The sequence below is a fragment of the Streptomyces sp. SudanB25_2051 genome, assembly GCF_964272635.1.
Taxonomy (GTDB): domain Bacteria; phylum Actinomycetota; class Actinomycetes; order Streptomycetales; family Streptomycetaceae; genus Streptomyces.
In genome coordinates this window covers 5,240,335-5,257,783 of sequence record NZ_OZ186787.1, presented here as the reverse complement: position 1 = coordinate 5,257,783, position 17,449 = coordinate 5,240,335, and the positions used below count along the sequence as shown (strand labels likewise).

Below are 17,449 nucleotides of genomic sequence, written 5' to 3'. Positions count from 1 at the left end.
GTGCCAAGAGAGCGGCGACCGTGCGCTTACTGCTTCTGGGTCCACTCGGACTGCGCGCCCGTGACGGGCGGGCGATCTCACCGGGCGGCCGGCGCGTCGGCCTGCTGATCGCCCGGCTCGCGCTCAACCCCGCCGAACTCGTCCCCACCGGCACCCTCATCGCCGACCTGTGGGAGGACGACCCGCCCGCCGCGGGCGGGGTCAACGCACTGCACCGGCTGGTCTCCCGGGCCCGCCGCACCCTCGACCAGGCCGGTCACGGCGACACCCACGTGATCTCGGGGCCGGGCGGCTACACGCTGAACGTCGGGCCCGCCGACGTGGACGCCCACCGGTTCGAGAGGCTGGCGGCGCAAGGCCGTCGGCTGCTGCGGGCGGGCGCGCCCGCGCAGGCCGTGCCCGTGCTGCGGGAGGCCCTGTCGCTCTGGCGCGGGGCGGCCCTGCCCGAGTTCGCCGACACGGGGTTCGCCAGCCGCGCCGCGGCCCGTCTGGAGGAACTGCGGCTCGCCGCCGTGGAGGACCACATCGAGGCCCGGCTCGCGCTGGGCGGCGCCCCCGAACTCCTCGCCGAGCTGTACGGCCTGACGGCGACGCACCCGCTGCGGGAGCGCGCCACCGGACTGCTGATGCGCGCCCTGCAGTTGTCGGGCAGCCCCGCCGACGCGCTCGCCGCGTACGAGCGGCTGCGGGTCGCGCTGGCCGACGCGCTGGGCGCCGTACCCTCGGCCGAGCTGCGGCGCATCCACGCGGAGGCGCTCCACGACGGCGCCCGCCGGAGCCCCGCGCCCCCCGGCCCGCACGGTGGCCTTCCCGGGGCGCCCCGGGCGCGGGGCGATGCCGCGCGGCCGGCCGGCGGCGCCGCGCCCCGGCCGGGCGCCGGCCCTGGACCCCGGCCGGGCGCGGACACCGCGCCGCGGCCCGGTGACGGGCACCCCTCACCGCCGGCCACCGCACCGCTCTCCGGGCCGGCCGCCGGTGCCGTGTCCGGGCCGGGTGGCGGAGCCCTGTCCGGGCCGGGTGGAGGTGCCGTGTCCGGGCCGGGTGGCGGAGCCGTGTCCGGGCCGGCCGCCGGTGCCGTGTCCGGGCCGGGTGGCGGAGCCCTGTCCGGGCCGGGTGGAGGTGCCGGTGCGGCGGTACCGGCCGCCGACGCGCTGTCCGGCGCTTTCCCGCCCGCGGGCAAGCGGGGCCTGCCCAGCCCGCTCACCCGCTTCGTCGGGCGCGACGGTGAGCTCCAGCGGCTGGCGGACTCCCTGCGCGGCTCCCGGCTCGTCACGCTGTACGGGCCCGGCGGGGTCGGCAAGACCCGGCTCGCCACCGAGTTCGCCGCCCGCGCCGACTCCGGCACCGCCGACCTGGTGTGCCTGGTGGAGCTCGGCGGGCTCGGCGGCGGCGACGAACTGCCCGACACCGTCGCGCGGGCCCTCGGCCTGCCCGGCACCTCCCTGCTGGAGCAGCCGCAGCCGGGCCGGAGCCGCTTCGACCAGCTGACGGCGTTCCTGTCGGCGCGGCGCGTCCTGCTGGTCCTCGACAACTGCGAGCACCTGATCGCCCCGGTGTCCCGGTTCGCCGCCGACCTGCTGGCCGCCTGCCCGCGGCTGCTGCTCCTCGCCACCAGCCGCGAACCGCTGATGGTCAACGGCGAGGCGCTGTGCCGGGTCGGCCCGCTGCGCCTTCCGGCCTCCGAGGACGAGGCCGGGCACTCCACCGCGGTCGAGCTGTTCTGCGACCGCGCCGCGCTGGTGCGGCCCGGCTTCACCCTCACCCCGGCCAACACGGCCCGTGTCGTGGAGATCTGCCGCAAGCTCGACGGGCTGCCGCTGGCGATCGAGCTCGCCGCCGCCCGGCTCAGGTCGATGTCCGTCCAGCAGATCACCGAGCGGCTCGACGACCGCTTCCGGCTGCTGACGGTCGGCAACAGCACCTCCGCGGCCCGGCACCGCACCCTGCGCGCCACCATGGACTGGAGCTGGGAGCTGCTCACCGAGCCCGAACGGGCCCTGGCCCGGCGGCTCTCCGCGGCCGGCAACGGCGTCACCCAGGACGCGGCCGCCGCCGTCGGCGCGGGCGCCGGCCTGGCCGAGGACGACGTCCCGTACGTCCTGTCGTCGCTCGTCGACAAGTCCCTGCTGCACCTGTGGGAGGTCGAGGGCGGCGAGATGCGCTACCGCATGCCGGAGACGACCCGGGCGTACTGCGCGGAGCGCCTCGCGCAGGCCGGGGAGCGCGAGTCGGCCGAGGCCGCCTGCACCCGGCACTTCCTGGCGCTCGCCGAGCGGGCCGCCGAGGGGCTGCGCGGCGCGGACCAGCCCCGCTGGATCGCCCGGCTCGACGCCGACCACGACAACGTCCTGCTGGCCCTGCGACGGGCCGTGGACCGGGAGGACGTCGACACCGCGGTACGGCTGGGCCTGGCGATGAGCTGGTACTGGGTGATGCGCGGCCACTACACCGAGGCCAACGGCAGGTGCGCCGAACTGCTGCGCTTCGGGCGGCGGGTGCCGGAGGGCGCGGCGTCCCTCTTCGCCATGCTGCGGCTGCTGCTCCCCGCGCCCGCCGGGCAGGACCTGGACGGCGAGGGGCGCGACCGGGGCATCGCCGACGCGGCCCGGCGGGCCCGTGACGCCGACGTCATGGCGGAGCATCCGCTGCTGGCCCTGCTCGAACCCAAGTGCTGGCTGCTGGCGGGTGAGCACGAGGAGATGGAGCGCGCCGCCCGGCGGGCCCTGGGCCATCCGGACGCCTGGGCGCGGGCGTCCGGCCGCGCGGCCCTGGGCTTCGCGGCGGAGACCGCGGGCGACGTCGGCGCGGGCGAGCGGCATCTGCGCGCGGCCCTCGAGGAGTTCCGCGCACTGGGCGACCAGTGGTCCACGGGGCAGCTCACCTGCATGCTGTCCCGGTTCACCTCCCTGCGGGGGGACGCGGCGGGGGCGCTGGCGCTGCTGCGGGAGGCGCGGGCGGCGATCGAGGCGGTGGGGTCGGCCGACGCCATCGCGCAGATCCGGATACGGCTGGGCATCGAGCAGTTGCGGTCCGGGGAGCACGACGCGGCGGAGGTCAGCTTCCGGCAGGCGCTGCGCGGGCCGCGGTGCGCGATGCCCGAGTACGAGGTGCTGGTGGCGGCCGGGCTGGCCGAGCTCGCCACCCGGCGCGGGCAGCCGTCGATCGCCGCGGAGCGGCTGGAGCGGGCGCTGCGGCTGCTCGACGAGGCGGTCTTCGACCGGGAGTTCCTGCGCGTCGAGGTGTTGCGGCGGGCTGCGGCGCTGGAGCTGTCGCGGGGCGCCGAGGGGGTGGCGGCGGCCAGGTCGGCGGCGGCGGACGCGCTGCGCCTCGCGGTGCCGCTGAACGACATGTGGGTGCTGGCGACGGTCGCGGAGGTCCTGGCGGCGGTGGCCCTGGACGAGGACCGGCCGGCGGTGGCCGCGCGGCTGCTGGGCTGCGCGGCGGCGCTGCGGGGGCTGGCGGATCTGGGCAGCCCCGATGTGCGGGTGCTCAGCGCCCGGCTGGCGTCGCGGCTGGGCGGGGAGGAGTTCCGCCGGCTGCGCGCCGAGGGCGAGCGCCTCTCCCCCGAGGCCGCGGTACGGGAGCTCGAAGGCGCGGTCTGACCTGCGGCCGGTCCGGCGCGGCTCCCGGGCCGGCCGGTCCAGCGCTCCCGGGCTGGCCGGTCCAGCGCTCCCGGGTCGGCCAGTTCGGCGCTCCCGGGCCGGCCGGTCCGGCGCTCCCGGGCCGGCCGGTGCGGCACGGCTCCCGGGCCCGCCGGTGCGGCGCTCCCGGGTCGGCCGGTGCGGCGCGGTGTGTGCGCCGGCGCACCGGTCCCGGGGGGGGCGTTTCCGGCTCGGCCGTCAGCGGTTGAGGAAGGCGAGGACCGCCAGGACCCTGCGGTGGCCGGTGCCCGACGCGGGCAGGCCGAGCTTGGTGAAGATGTTCTTGATGTGCTTGCTCACCGCGGGCACCGACAGGCCGAGCAGTTCGCAGATCCGGCCGTTGTCGTGTCCCTCGGCCATCAGTCCGAGGACCTCGCGTTCGCGCGGGGTCAGCTGCCGCAGCGGGTCCTGCGCGTGGCGCCTGCCGAGCAGCTGGGAGATCACCTCCGGGTCCATGACCGTGCCGCCGGAGTGGACGCGGTGGAGCGCCGCCATGAACTCGGCGACGTTGCCCACCCGGTCCTTCAGCAGGTAGCCGATCCCGCTCGCGTCGTCGCCGAGGAGCTCCGTCGCGTAGTTGTCCTCGACGTGCGCGGACAGCACGAGCACGGGGAAGCCGGGGCGTTCGCGGCGCAGTTCGGCCGCCGCCCGCAGACCCTCGTCGCGGTAGGTGGGCGGCAGCCGTACGTCGAGGACCACCGCGTCGGGAGCCAGGTCCCGGACGAGGGCGGGCAGTTCGTCGGCGCGGTCCACCGCCCCGACGACGGTCATGCCCTCGGTCCCCAGCAGCAGTTCGAGCCCGGCCCTCAGCAGGGCGTCGTCCTCGACGATCAGCACGCGCACGGCAGTTCCACCCGGATGGTCGTGGGCCCGCCCGGCGGGCTGGACACCTTGGTCGTTCCGTCGAAGGCCGCTACCCGGCCCCTGATGCCGGCCAGTCCGCTGCCGCGGGACTCCTCGGCGCCGCCCCGGCCGTCGTCGGTCACGGTGACGTGGAGGACCTCCCCCTCGGTTCCCATGGTCACACGGACGCGGGACGCGCCGCTGTGTTTCACGGCGTTGGTCAGCGACTCGGCGACGACGTGGTAGGCGGCCACCTCCACGGCGGCGGGGGCGCGGGCCAGTTCGCCGATCTCCAGGTCGCAGGGCAGGGGGCAGCGCAGGGCGAGCGCGGAGACCGCGCCGGCCAGGCCGCGGTCGGCGAGCACGGGCGGGTAGATGCTGCGTACGACGTTCCTCAGCTCCGCGAGCGCCTCCTCCGCGGCGGACTGGGTGACCGCGATCAGCTCGCGGGCCTTGGCCGGGTCGGTGTCCAGGAGGCGTTCGATGACGCCCAGGTGGAGCCGTACGGCGACCAGCCGGTTCTGGGTGGAGTCGTGCAGGGCGCGTTCGATGCGGCGCAGTTCCGAGGCGTGGGCCTCCAGCGCCTCGGCGCGTGAGGTGGTGACCTCCGCGAGCCGGTGGGCGAGGCGGGCCCTGCCCCCCGAGGTCACCCGGCGGACGGTGACGCGGGCGTGCAGCAGGGCCAGCGGCGGGGCGAGGAGCACCAGGACGGCCAGGTGGACGACGGCGGCCAGCGGGGTGAGGAGCGCGGTGGGCCAGTCGCGGACGTCGAAGAAGGCGGGATTGAGCACGATGTGCGGCGGGAGCAGCCACCACCAGAGCGGGACGGTGAGGGCGACGGCGGCGCTGAGCACCGGCACGAGCAGGAAGACGCCCGCCAGCAGCCCGGCCAGCGCGTTGACGACCGCCCGGCCGAGCTCCCGCCGCACCCGGGCCAATTCCTCACCGGGCTCCGGTTGGATACCCTCCGGCGCGGGTACTTTTCTGCGGGCGAATACCGAGAATCCGGCGTCGAGATCCCGGGCCCGATTTCTTCCCGACCGTTCCAGCAGCGCGGGCACGAAATGGGTGCGCACCCCGAGCACGGATATCACGCAGGCGGAAACGAGTAAGGGGAGCGCCGCCCAGGAGTGTGCGGCCGATCGCGCCGCGGCGGCCAGATAGCGGATCTCGGGCCGGGCTTCGTGGAACCTTCTCCGCAGAACGGCGGTCGCCTCCCGCCTCGTTGGTATAGCTGAGTCCACCTCTTCGGGTGTATTCAGGTCTGCATTGTCCGCGTTCGCGGCGTCGTGATAGCGTCCCGGCGTCATTCCGAGCGGGGGTTCCTCTTGTCCGATGGTTCCGTGAATTCCAGCGCGCCCGGCGCGCCTGCCCTGGTCCTGCGTGACGTGACCAAGCATTATGGCTCCCGCAGTAATGCGGTGCAAGCCCTCCGGGGTATTTCCGTAGAGCTTGCGCGGGGCACCTTCACCGCGGTAATGGGCCCTTCCGGTTCCGGCAAGAGCACATTTCTGCACTGCGCCGCCGGTCTGGACCGGCCCAGCGGCGGCGAGGTCTGGCTGGGCGGTGTTCCGCTGTCGGGTCTGCGCGAGACGGCGCTGACCCGGTTACGGCGGGACCGGATCGGGTTCGTCTTCCAGGCGTACAACCTGCTGCCCTCGTTGACGGTGAAGGACAACATCACCATGCCGCTGCGGCTCAGCGGCGCGTCCCTGGACCGGGGCTGGCTGGAGGAGGTCGCCGGCCGGGTGGGGATCACCGCGCGGATGGGCCACCGGCCGTCCGAGCTGTCCGGTGGCCAGCAGCAGCGGGTGGCGATCGCCCGGGCGCTGATCAGCCGCCCCGACATCATCATGGCGGACGAGCCGACCGGTGCCCTCGACTCCCGTACCGGGCAGGAAGTGCTCGGTCTCTTCCAGGAGTTGGTGCACCATCTGGGGCAGACGGTGCTGATGGTCACCCATGACCCCGTCGCCGCCTCGTACGCGCACAGTGTGCTCTTCCTCGCCGACGGCCGCCTCGTCGAGCGCATGGACTCCCCCACGGCGGAGGCGGTCGCCGAGCGCATGACGCACCTCGGGGGCAGGTGACCGTGTTCGAGATCGCGTGGAAGACGCTGCGCGCCCGCAAGGCGGCGTTCCTCGGCGCCTTCGTGGCGCTGTTCTGCGGGACGGCGGTGATCGCCGCGTCCGGGATCCTCGTCGAGTCGGGGCTGCGCACGTCGGTGCCGCCCGAGCGGTACGCGGGTGCCCCGGTGGTGGTCGGCGGCGACCAGACGCTGCGGATCCCGGGCGGCGACTTCACGGTCCGGGAGACGCTGCCCGAGCGGGCCCGGCTGAAGGAGGCCGCCCTGCGGGCGGTGGCGGGCGTGCCCGGAGTGCGGCGCGCCGTCGGCGAGTACAGCTTCGCGGCCGTCCTGCCCGGCGCGGACACCGGGCCGCTGTACGGGCACGGGTGGGACAGCGCGGTCCTCGGCCCGTTCCGGCTGACCGGGGGCCGGGCGCCCGCGTCCGCCGGCGACGTGGTGCTGGACTCCGCCACCGCCGGGGCCGCCGGGGTCCGCGTCGGGGACCGGGTGCGGGTGGTCGTCGAGTCCGTACCCGCCGAGTACCGGGTGTCCGGGATCGCCGCTCCGGCGGGCGGCGGCGAACTGGCGCGCCAGGGCGCGGTGTTCTTCACCACCGACACGGCGGCCCGGCTGTCCGGCCGCCCCGGCGCCTTCGACGCCGTCGGTGTGCTCGCCGCGGACGGTGCCGACCCCGCGGAGCTGGCCGACCGCATCGAGGGCGCGGTCCCCGGCACCGCCGCCCACACCGGCAACGACCGGAGCAGGCTGGAGTTCCCGGACGTCGGCGCCTCCAGCGGACTGCTGCTGCTGGTGGCGACCTCCTTCGGCGGCATGGCGGCCTTCGTCGCGATGTTCGTGGTCGCGGGCACCCTCGGGCTCTCGGTCAACCAGCGGCGCCGGGAGTTCGCGGTGCTGCGCGCCATCGGCTCCACCCCCCGGCAGGTCTACAAGCTGGTCCTGTCCGAGGCGCTGCTGGTCGCCGTCGTCGCCGGTGTCCTGGGCTGTGCTCCCGGCGCGGCCGTCGCGGAGCTCCTGCGCGGCCTGTTCGCCGGGTTCGGCGCGATCCCCGACGATCTCCCCTTGGTCGTCGGTCCCGCGCCGATGGTGGCGGCGCTGTTCCTCAGCGCCGCCACCGCCCTCGTGGCCGGTCTGATCGCCGCGCACCGGCCGGCGAGGATCAATCCGGTCGACGCGTTCGGCGAGGCGGCCGTGGAGCGCCGCCGGCTGCCCGCCTGGCGGGTCCTGCTCGGTCTGGTCCTCCTCGGCGCCGGCACCCTCGCGGCGCTGATGCCGCTGGTGGTGCGCAGCGAGCTCGGCGCGGCCGGGGCCGGCAGCGCGGCCCTGTTCGGCCTGGCGGGGCTGGCCCTGCTGGGTCCGCTGGTGGTGCGCGCGCTGGTCGCCGTGGTCGCGCTGCCGCTGCGGGCGAGCCGGGTCAGCGGCTTCCTCGCCGGGTCCAACAGCGCCACGGCGGCGGGCCGGTTGAGCTCGGCGGTGATGCCGCTGGTGCTCGCCATCGGCTTCAGCGTGACCCTCGTCTACACCCAGACCACCATGTCGGCGGTGGCCGGCCGGCAGGTGGAGGAGGGGCTCGGCGCCGACTACGTGGTGGCCGACGGCGGTTCGGGCGGGCTGGCCCCGCGGGTCGTCGAACGGGTCCGCGCCGTGCCGGACGTGGAGGTGGCCACCGCGGTGTCCACGTCCAAGGCGTTCCTGACGGTCTCCGTCTTCGAGGACAAGGAGCTCGCCGGGTTCTCGCTGCGCGGGGTCACCCCGGAGAAGCTGCCCCGGACCATCGACCTCGGCGTCGTCGACGGCGACATCGCGGATCTGCGGGGCGGGACCCTGGCGATGGAGGACAGCCAGGCCGGGCTGCTCGGCAAGTCGGTCGGCGACCGGGTGGAGCTGCGCCTCGGTGACGGCACGCCGGTACGGCTCAAGCTGGTGGCGACGTACGAACGGGCCATGGGCTTCGGTGAGATGACGGTCCCCGAGGAGGTGCTGGCCGGGCACACCACGGCCCGCTCGCCCGGGCAGCTGCTGGTGCGGGTGCGTGACGGCGGCGACCGCGCGGCCGTCGGGTCCGCGCTGCGCGCGCTGGCAGAGGAGTATCCCGCGCTGTCCGTGAAGGACGGGGACGGCTTCTCCGCCGGGGTGCGGGAGGAGGCCACGCTCGCCGCCTGGGTCAATCTGGCGGGCCTGGCGATGATCCTGGCCTACATCGCCATCGCCGTCGTCAACACCCTGGTCGTCGCGACCGCGGCACGTTCCCGCGAGTTCGCCCTGATGCGGCTGATCGGCATGACGCGCCGCCAGGTGATCCGCACGGTGCGCTGGGAGTCCCTGCTGATGTGCGCCCTCGCGGTCCTGCTGGGCACCGCCATGGCCGTGCTGCCGCTCGCGGCGCTGAGCGCCGGCTTCCTGGGCCGTCCGATGCCCGCCGGCTCGCCGCTGGTCTACGTGTCGGTGGTCGCCGGGACGGTGGTGCTCGGCATGGTGTCGACGATGCTGCCGGTGCGGCTCGCCCTGCGCGCCAAGCCGGTCGAGGCCATCGGGGTCCGCGAGTAGCGGGGCGGGAGCGTGCAGTACGGAGCGGGGCCCCGGCCGGTCGGCCGGGGCCCCGCTCCTCGCGCTCCGTGCGGATCAGGCGCCCATCGCCTCGATGAGGCTCTTGGGGCGCATGTCGGTCCAGTGGGTGTTGATGTACTCGACGGCCTCGGCGCGCGAGGTCTCGGGCAGGACGGTCTCCCACCCGGCCGGGACCTCGGCGAAGGACGGCCACAGGGAGTGCTGGCCCTCGTCGTTGACCAGCACCAGGTAGGTGGCGTTCTCGTCCTCGAAGGGGTTGCTCATGGTCTTTCCTTTCGTGCGTCCCATCCGCGTTGTGCGGGGTCTGGTTGCCACGGGGTCTCGTGGGGGCGGGCCGGTGCCGGGGGCGTCCGGCACCGGCGAAGGGGGTGCCGGCGGGCCCGGCGCCGGCGGGCGGACCGTGCCGGTCCGCGGGCCGGTCTACGCGCCGGCGGGGCCGCCGCCCGGTGCGGCGGCCTCCGCGATCTCGCGCAGCCCTTCGCCGAAGGCCCGCGCGAGCCGCTCGACGGTCTCGCGCCGGTGCAGCGCCGCCGAGTACGTCCAGGAGAACTCCATCCGGTCGCCGGACACGCTGCCCGTCACGTCCAGGATGTTGGTGCGCAGCTCCGCGGGCGCGTGGTCGCCTCCGGGGCTCGGCAGGAAGCGGCGGTAGAAGCCGTCCCGGCCGCCCTGGCCGCCGAACTGGCCCAGGTAGTTGAAGGAGACCGGCACCATCGGCAGGTCCCGCAGCGCGGCCCGCTGCTCCCGCGTGCCCAGGTGGGCGAGGGCGCCGAAGCCGATGCCGTTGCGGGGCACGCGGCGCAGCTGGCGCTTGACGGCCGAGACGGTACGGCGCCAGTCCGCGTCGCCCGGCAGGTCGAGGACGACCGGGTGGATGGTGGTGAACCAGCCGGCCGTACGGGAGAGGTCCAAGTCGTCGAACAGCTCCTCGCGGCCGTGGCCCTCCAGCTCCACCAGCACCCGGGACGAGCCGGTCCACCGCTCCAGGGCACGGCCCAGCGCGGCGAGCAGCACGTCGTTGACGCGGCTGCGGAAGGCGCCCGGCACCCGCTGCAGCAGCAGCCGGGTGTGCTCCTCCGACAGTGCGGAGACGACCGTCTCCTGCGAGGCGACGGTGTTGTCGCCGCCCGGGTGGTCCAGCGGCACCCCGGCCGGCGCGCCGTCGACGACGCCCGCCCAGTGAGCGGCCTCGTCGTCGAAGCCGCCGTCGCGGGTGAACTCCGCGAGCCGGGTCGCCCACTGCTGGAAGGAGGTCGACTTGGCGCCCAGGTCGGGCCGCTTCCCGGCCGCGGCCTGCTGGTAGGCGGCGGCGAGGGCCTCCAGGAGCACCCGCCAGGTCACGCCGTCGACGACCAGGTGGTGGGCGGTGAGCAGCAGCCGTGCCGGGCGGGTGGTGCCGCGGTCGAAGGCGACCACCTCGAACAGCGGGCCGGACGCCAGCCGTCCGGCGGGGCGCGGGCGGTGGGCCCGCTCGCGTACCGCCGCGTCGAGGGCGTCGTCGTCCAGCGCGGACGCGTCCACCACCCGCCAGACGCGGTCCGTGTCCTCGCTCGGCACGATCGTCTGGGTCCAGCCGTCGTCCTGCCGGGTGACGCGCAGTCTGAGCATGTCGTGCTGCTCCAGGAGGGCGGCGACGGCCCGCGGCAGCAGCGCGAGGTCGACGGCCTCGTCCAGTTCGACGAGCAGCGTCATGTCGAAGTGGCCGGGCGCCTCGGGGTGGGTGTCCAGGAACCAGCTCTGCACGGGCGTGAACGGCACCCGTCCCGTGACGGTGCCCTGTTCGGCGGCCGTCCCGCCGGGGCCGCCCGGGTGCGCGTCCGCGTCGATGGCGGCGGCGAGCCCGGCCACGGTCTGCCGTACGAAGACGTCCTTCGAGGTCAGGACGAGCCCGGCCTTGCGGGCGCGGGACACCAGCTGGATGCTCAGGATGGAGTCGCCGCCGAGCTCGAAGAAGTTGTCCTCGGCGCCGACGCGTTCGACGCCGAGCAGCTCGGCCCAGACGGCGGCGAGGGCGCGTTCCGTCGCCGTGCGCGGTTCGACGTACGCGGCGCCGGCCAGGGCGTCGTGGGACGGCTTCGGCAGGGCCTTGCGGTCCAGTTTGCCGTTGGCGTTCAGCGGCAGTTCGTCCAGGAGCACCACGGCGGCGGGGATCATGTACTCGGGCAGGGAAGCGGAGGCCGCCGCCCTGATGTCGCGGGCCTGGACGCCGTCGGCCACCACGTAGGCGACCAGGCGGCGCACGCCGGGCGAGTCCTCGCGTACGACGGCCGCGGCGTGGCGTACTCCGGGCACCGCGGCGAGGACGGCCTCGATCTCGCCGAGCTCGATCCGGAATCCGCGGATCTTGACCTGGTTGTCGGCGCGGCCGATGAACTCCAGCTCGTGGTCCGGGGTCCAGCGCACCACGTCGCCGGTCCGGTAGAGGCGACTGCCGGGCGGGCCGAACGGGTCGGCGACGAAGCGCTCCGCGGTCAGGTCGGGCCGGCCGGCGTACCCCTGGGCGACACCCGCGCCGCCCAGGTACAGCTCCCCGTGGACCCCGACGGGCACCGGCCGCAGGCAGGCGTCCAGCACGTGGGCGCGCACCCCCGGCATGGGGCGGCCGATCAGCGGCCGTCCGCCTTCCCTGATGGGCCAGTACACGCTGTTCACGGTGTTCTCGGTGGGGCCGTAGAAGTTGTAGCCGGTGGCCACGCCGGCCTCGCGCAGCCGGGCGAGCAGCGCCTCGTCCAGCGCCTCCGCGCCGACGGTGACGACCTGCGGCCGGTGGCCGCCCTCGTCGAGGAGTCCGGCCGCGACGAGCTGGGTGAGGTACGAGGGCGTCGCGTCGAAGTAGTCGACGCGCCAGTCGTGCAGGGCGCGGCACAGCTCCTCGGCGTCCAGCCGGGTCCGCTCGTCCACGAGGTGCAGGTGGTGGCCGTGGATCAGCCACACGAGGGGGTCCCAGGAGGCGTCGAAGGAGAAGGCGGCGATGTGCGCGGCGCGGCGGGGCCGCTCCGGGTCGGGCAGCGCGTCGAGGACGACGGCCCGGTAGCCGTCGATCATGGCGCGCAGGTTGCCGTGGCTGACGACGACGCCCTTGGGGGTGCCGGTGGAGCCGGAGGTGTACATCACGTAGGCCGGGTGGGCGTCGGTGAGGGGCCGGGTCCGTTCGGTGTCGTCGGGCGGGGAGGCGTCGCCCGACGCGAGGGCGGCGGCCGTCTCGCCGTCCAGGGCGGTCACCCGCACGCCGGGGCCGAGCAGTTCGCGCAGGGCGGTGGCGCTGGCCTCGACGGTGAGCACGCTGTGGGGGGCGGCCTGGCCGATGATCGTGCGGATGCGTTCGTCCGGGTGGGACGGGTCGACGGGCACGTAGGCGGCCCCGGCGCGCAGGCAGGCGAACACGGCGGTCACGATGTCGGCCGTGCGCGGCAGGACGAGGGCGACGCGGTCACCGGGCCCGGCGCCGGAGGCGATGAGGCGGCGGGCCAGCCGGTTGACGCGGGCGTCGAGCTCCCCGAAGGAGAGCGTGACGTCCCCGGCGGTCAGCGCGGGCCGCTCCGGATGGGCGGCGGCGGTGGCGGCCAGCGCGCGCAGGGGGTGGCCGCCGCCCGGCTCCAGGTCGGGCCCGGACGCGGCGGCGAGCAGCTCGCGGCGGGTGGCGCCGGGCAGCGGGAGGAGGTCGCGCAGGGTGCGGGCGTCGTCCTCGGCCAGCAGCCGCAGCAGCTCCACGAGCTGCTCGGCGAAGCGGGCGGCGGTGCCGGGGTCGAAGAGGTCGGTGTTGTACTCCAGCGCGCCGAGCAGCCGGCCGTCGACCTCGCCGAAGTCCAGGCTGAGGTCGAACAGGGCGTGTTCGCGGACGAGGGGGTGGTCGGCGATGGCCAGGCCGTCGAGGCGCGGGGCGGCGCCCGGCGCGTTCTGCAGCGCGACGACCGCCTGGACGAGGGTGGGCCGCGACGGGTCGCGTTCGGGCGCGACGGCCTCCACGACCCGGTCGAAGGGCACGTCGGCGTGTCCGAAGGCGTCGAGGACGGTTTCGCGGACCCGGGCGAGCAGCCCGGCGACGGTCGCGGACTCGTCGACGCGGGTGCGCAGCGCGACGGTGTTGACGAAGAACCCGACGATGTTCTCCAGTTCGGCGCGTTCCCGCCCGGAGGTGACCGTGCCGACGGTGATGTCGCTCTGCCCGGTCCACCGGGACAGCAGCAGCTGCACGGCGGCGGTGAGCGTCATGAAGAGGGTGGTGCCGTGGGCCGCGCCGAGCCGGTGCAGGCCGTCCACGACGTCGGCGGGGACGGCGAAGTCGTGCACCGCGCCGGCGGTGCCGCGCACGGTGGGGCGCGGCCGGTCGGTGGGCAGCTCCAGCGGCTCGGCGCCGGCCAGCAGGCGGGTCCAGTGGTCGAGGGAGTCGCGGAAGGCCGGCGAGGATTCCCTGCGGCTCTGCCAGGCGGCGAAGTCCGCGTACTGGAGCGGCAGCGCGTCGAGCCCGGCCCGTGCGGGGAGCTCCGCGGCGGCGGTGCCCGGGTTGTCCAGCGCCGCCGAGTAGAGGGCGCCGAGCTCGCGGGTGATCAGGGACATCGACCAGGCGTCGGTGACGATGTGGTGGATGCACAGCAGCAGGACGTGCTCCCGCGCGCCGAGCCGCACGAGCAGGAGGCGCAGCAGCGGGCCCTCGTCCAGGGCGAAGGGGCGCTGGACCTCGGTGGCGAGCAGCGCGTCGAGTTCCGCCGGGGAGGCGCCGGTCAGGTCGGCGAGCGGCAGCGGTACGGGCGCGGCGGGGCGGACGATCTGGACGGGGCTGCCGTCGTGGGCGGCGAAGACGGTGCGCAGCGACTCGTGCCGGTGGACCAGCGCGTCGACGGCGCCGCGCAGCGCCGCCTCGTCGAGGGGGCCGGTGAGGCGGAGCGCGGCGCCGGAGTTGTACTCGGAGCCGCCCGGTTCGAAGTCGTCGAGGAACCACAGGCGGCGCTGCGCGTAGGACAGCGGCAGCGGCTCGTCGCGGGGGACGGGGGTGATCCGGGCGCCGTCCGGGTCCGTGGCGGCGGTGCCGGCGGCGGCGTCCAGCAGGGCGGCGAGCCCGGCGATCGTCGGGTGGTCGAAGACGCTGCGGGCGGGCAGCCGTACGCCGAGCTCGTCGGCGGCGCGCGACAGCATCCGCACGCTGCCGACGGAGTCGCCGCCGACGCGGAAGAAGTTGTCGTGCACGCCCGGGTCGTCCAGGTCGAGCAGCTCCGCCCAGATCCGGGCGAGCGCGGTCTCGGTGGGCGTGGACGGCGGTACGTGCCCGGCGCCCGACTGGCTGGCCCAGTCGACGGCGGGCAGGGCCTTGCGGTCGACCTTGCCGTTGCCGGTCAGGGGGATCGCGTCGAGCAGGCAGAACGCGGACGGCACCAGGTGGTCGGGCAGGGCCGCGGCCAGCTGTTCGCGCAGCCACTGCGGGGTGAGCGCGCCGGGCTCGGCCGGTACGGCGTACGCGACGAGTCTTCGGTCGCCTCCTCTCGCCTGCACGTCCACGACGGCCTGCGCGACGCCGGGCAGCCGCAGCAGCGTGCCCTCCACCTCGCCGGGTTCGATGCGGTGGCCGCGGATCTTCACCTGGCCGTCCGCGCGGCCGATGAACTCCAGCGCGCCGTCGGCGCGCCGGCGCACCACGTCGCCGCTGCGGTACATGCGGGAGCCCGCCGGGCCGAACGGGTCGGCGACGAACCGTTCCGCCGTGAGGGCGGTCCGCTGCCAGTAGCCGTACGCGACGCCGTCGCCGGCGATGTACAGCTCTCCGGGCACGCCCGTTCCGACGGGCCGCAGCCAGCGGTCCAGGACGTACACGCGGGTGCCGTCGATGGGGGTGCCGATCGGCGGGGTGGCGGCGCCGGACAGCGGGGCGCTCATGGTGGCGCACACGGTGGCCTCGGTGGGCCCGTACCCGTTGTACATCGCGCGCCCCGCGGAGAACTCCGCGACGAGCTCGCCGGGGGTGGCCTCGCCCGCCACCAGCAGCGCCCGCAGCGGCCGCAGGTCGTCCGGGGTGAGGCTGGGCAGCAGCGCGGGCGGCAGCGTCACATGGGTGATGCCGTACGCGTCGAGCGCCCGTACGAGTCCCTCGCTGCGCAACTGCTCCCGCGGGAGCACCACGGCGGTGGCGCCGTTCAGCAGCGCCACGGTCAGCTCGGCGATCGCCGCGTCGAAGGCGGGCGAGGCGAACTGCAGCATCCGCGTGCCCGGTCCCACGTCCATCCGGGTGCCCTGGGCCCGGGCCAGCGCCGCGATGCCGCGGTGGCCGACCAGGACGCCCTTGGGCCGGCCGGTGGAGCCGGAGGTGTAGATCATGTACGCGGCGTCCTCGACCGCGGCGAGGTGCGGCGCGGGCTCGCACGCGAGGATCTCGTCGCGTACCTGGTCGACGCGTATCCGCTCGACCGTGTCGGGGAGGACCGCGGCGGTGTCGGTGTGGGTGAGGACGGTACGCACCCCGGAGTCGGCGACGACGTACGCGAGGCGCTCGGCCGGATAGCCGGGGTCCAGCGGCAGGTAGACGCCGCCGGCCTGCATGATGCCGAGCAGCGCGGCCACCTGGTCCGCGCCCCGTTCCAGGCACACGCCGACGGACTCGCCGCGCCGCAGTCCGCGCCGCAGCAGGTACGCGGCGAAGCGGGCGGCGCGGTCGGTGAGCGCGGCGAAGGTGAGCTCTTCGCGGTCGGAGACGACGGCGAGGTCGTCGGGGTGCCGCGCCGCCCGCTCGGCGAGGAGGTCGCCGAGGGTGCGCGGCACCGGGCCCGCCGCGCCCCGGCCGGCTTCCAGCGCGCGGGCGCGGCCGTCGGCGCCGAGCGGTTCGGTGTCCCGCAGCGGCCGGGGGTCGGCGGCCGCGCCGAGCGCGGCGCACAGGTCGCGGCCGAGCCGGGCGACCGTGTCCGGGTCGAACAGTTCGGTGGTGTACTCGATCCGGGCGTCGAGGCCGTCGGCGGTCTCCATGAATTCGAAGGTCAGGTCGAAGACGGCGTGTTCGCGCCGCAGCGGGTGCGGTGCGACCCGCAAGTCGCCGAGGCCGGTGCCCTGCCCGCTGTCCAGGTTTTGGAGGACCACGGTGGCCTGCACCAGCGGCGGTGTGGAGCTGTCCCGTTCGTCCAGTACGGCGTCCACGACGGCGTCGAAGGGCACGTCGGCGTGGTCGAGGTCGGCCAGCACGCCGTCCTTGACGTCGTCGAGCAGCTGCCCGAAGGTCCCGGTCTCGTCCACCCGGCCGCGCAGGGCCACGGTGTTGACGAAGAAGCCGACCGTGTCGCGCAGCCGCGGGTCGTCCCGGCCGGCCACGACCGTGCCGACGACCACGTCGTCGGAGCGGGTCCAGCGGGACAGCACCAGCCGGACGCCGGCGACGAGCACCATGAAGAGGTTGGCGCCCCGCTCGTCAGCGGCCTGCCGCATCGCGTCGGCCGTGGCCCGGGGGACGCGGAAGGTGTGCGCGCCGCCGCCCGTGCCGCGCACCGGCGGGCGCGGCCGGTCGGTGGGCAGGTCCAGGGGCTCGGCCCCGGCGAGCCGGGTCCGCCAGTGCTCCAGTGACCGCTCGTAGCGCTCGCCGCTGAGCCGTTCGCGCTGCCACACCGCGTAGTCGGCGTACTGCACGGCCGGTTCGGCGAGACCCGCGGCGGCGGGCAGCGCGGCGGCGGGCGCGGCGGGCTGCTCCAGGGCCGCCCGGTACAGCACGTCGAGCTCGGAGCGGAGCAGTCCCATGGACCAGCCGTCGGTGACGATGTGGTGCATCGTCATCAGCAGTACGTGGCGGCGCTCGCCGGTCCGCAGCGCGTGGACCCGCAGCAGCGGCCCGGAGGCGAGGTCGAAGGGCCGGTGGTGGCGCTCGCGCAGCGCGGCGGCGAGCGCGTCACCGCCCGGTTCCGCGCCGTCGCGCGCACCGGCGTCCTCCGGCGCCGGGGCGTCGTCGCGTACCTCGGCGTACTCGAAGGTGAAGGCGTCCTCCGCCTCCCGCGGCGGGCGCACGCGCTGCACGCCCTGCCCGTCCTTCTCGTGGAAGGTGGTCCGCAGCGACTCGTGGCGCACGACGAGGGCGGCGCAGGCGCGGCGCAGCGCCCCGGCGTCGAGGTCGCCGCGCAGTTCCAGGCAGATCCCGGAGTTGTAGTCCGCCCGGCCCGGCTCCAGCCGGTCGAGGAACCACAGCCGCTGCTGGGCGTACGACAGCGGCAGCTCGCCGTCCCGGGGCACGCGGGCGATCCTGTCGCGGTCCTTGCGGGCCTGCTGCGCCGCCAGTCGGCGAAGCATCTCCTGCTTCAGCCGCTCCTTGCGGTCGAGGGTCATCGCGCTGTCCTCCGAGGGTGGTTCG

Annotated in this window: 7 protein-coding genes; 3 read left to right on the top strand and 4 right to left on the bottom strand. The window is 75.6% G+C overall.

What is annotated here, in order from left to right:
* Nucleotides 1-20 precede the first annotated feature (20 nt).
* Nucleotides 21-3,602: an AfsR/SARP family transcriptional regulator gene (locus ACSUPT_RS23275; protein WP_436945426.1), complete on the top strand. Its 3,582-nt coding sequence runs from the start codon at nt 21-23 to the stop codon at nt 3,600-3,602.
* Nucleotides 3,603-3,839: 237 nt separating this feature from the next.
* On the opposite strand, the gene ACSUPT_RS23270 is transcribed toward ACSUPT_RS23275, so the two are convergent.
* Together ACSUPT_RS23270 and ACSUPT_RS23265 are read right to left on the bottom strand one after the other, a co-directional pair.
* The gene (locus tag ACSUPT_RS23270; RefSeq protein ID WP_351968050.1) at nt 3,840-4,484 is read right to left on the bottom strand and encodes a response regulator transcription factor; all 645 of its coding nucleotides are present in this window, start codon (nt 4,482-4,484) and stop codon (nt 3,840-3,842) included.
* Entirely contained in the window at nt 4,472-5,413 is a 942-nt protein-coding gene (locus ACSUPT_RS23265) for a sensor histidine kinase (RefSeq protein WP_351968051.1), read from the bottom strand. Before ACSUPT_RS23265 ends, ACSUPT_RS23270 begins: the two co-directional genes overlap by 13 nt.
* 414 nt (nt 5,414-5,827) lie before the next feature.
* On the opposite strand from ACSUPT_RS23265, the gene ACSUPT_RS23260 reads away from it, so the two are divergent.
* Together ACSUPT_RS23260 and ACSUPT_RS23255 are read left to right on the top strand one after the other, a co-directional pair.
* A complete protein-coding gene (locus ACSUPT_RS23260) occupies nt 5,828-6,574 on the top strand; it encodes an ABC transporter ATP-binding protein (RefSeq protein ID WP_351968052.1) in 747 nt (248 codons plus the stop codon).
* Nucleotides 6,575-6,576: 2 nt separating this feature from the next.
* A complete protein-coding gene (locus ACSUPT_RS23255) occupies nt 6,577-9,117 on the top strand; it encodes an ABC transporter permease (RefSeq protein ID WP_436945425.1) in 2,541 nt (846 codons plus the stop codon).
* Nucleotides 9,118-9,192: 75 nt separating this feature from the next.
* Here the strand turns inward: ACSUPT_RS23255 and ACSUPT_RS23250 are convergent, their stop codons facing one another.
* Nucleotides 9,193-9,402, bottom strand: a complete 210-nt coding sequence (locus ACSUPT_RS23250; RefSeq protein ID WP_351968054.1) for an MbtH family protein — start codon at nt 9,400-9,402, stop codon at nt 9,193-9,195.
* Nucleotides 9,403-9,558: 156 nt separating this feature from the next.
* Entirely contained in the window at nt 9,559-17,424 is a 7,866-nt protein-coding gene (locus ACSUPT_RS23245) for an amino acid adenylation domain-containing protein (protein ID WP_436945424.1), read from the bottom strand.
* Between the last annotated feature and the right edge of the window lie 25 nt (nt 17,425-17,449).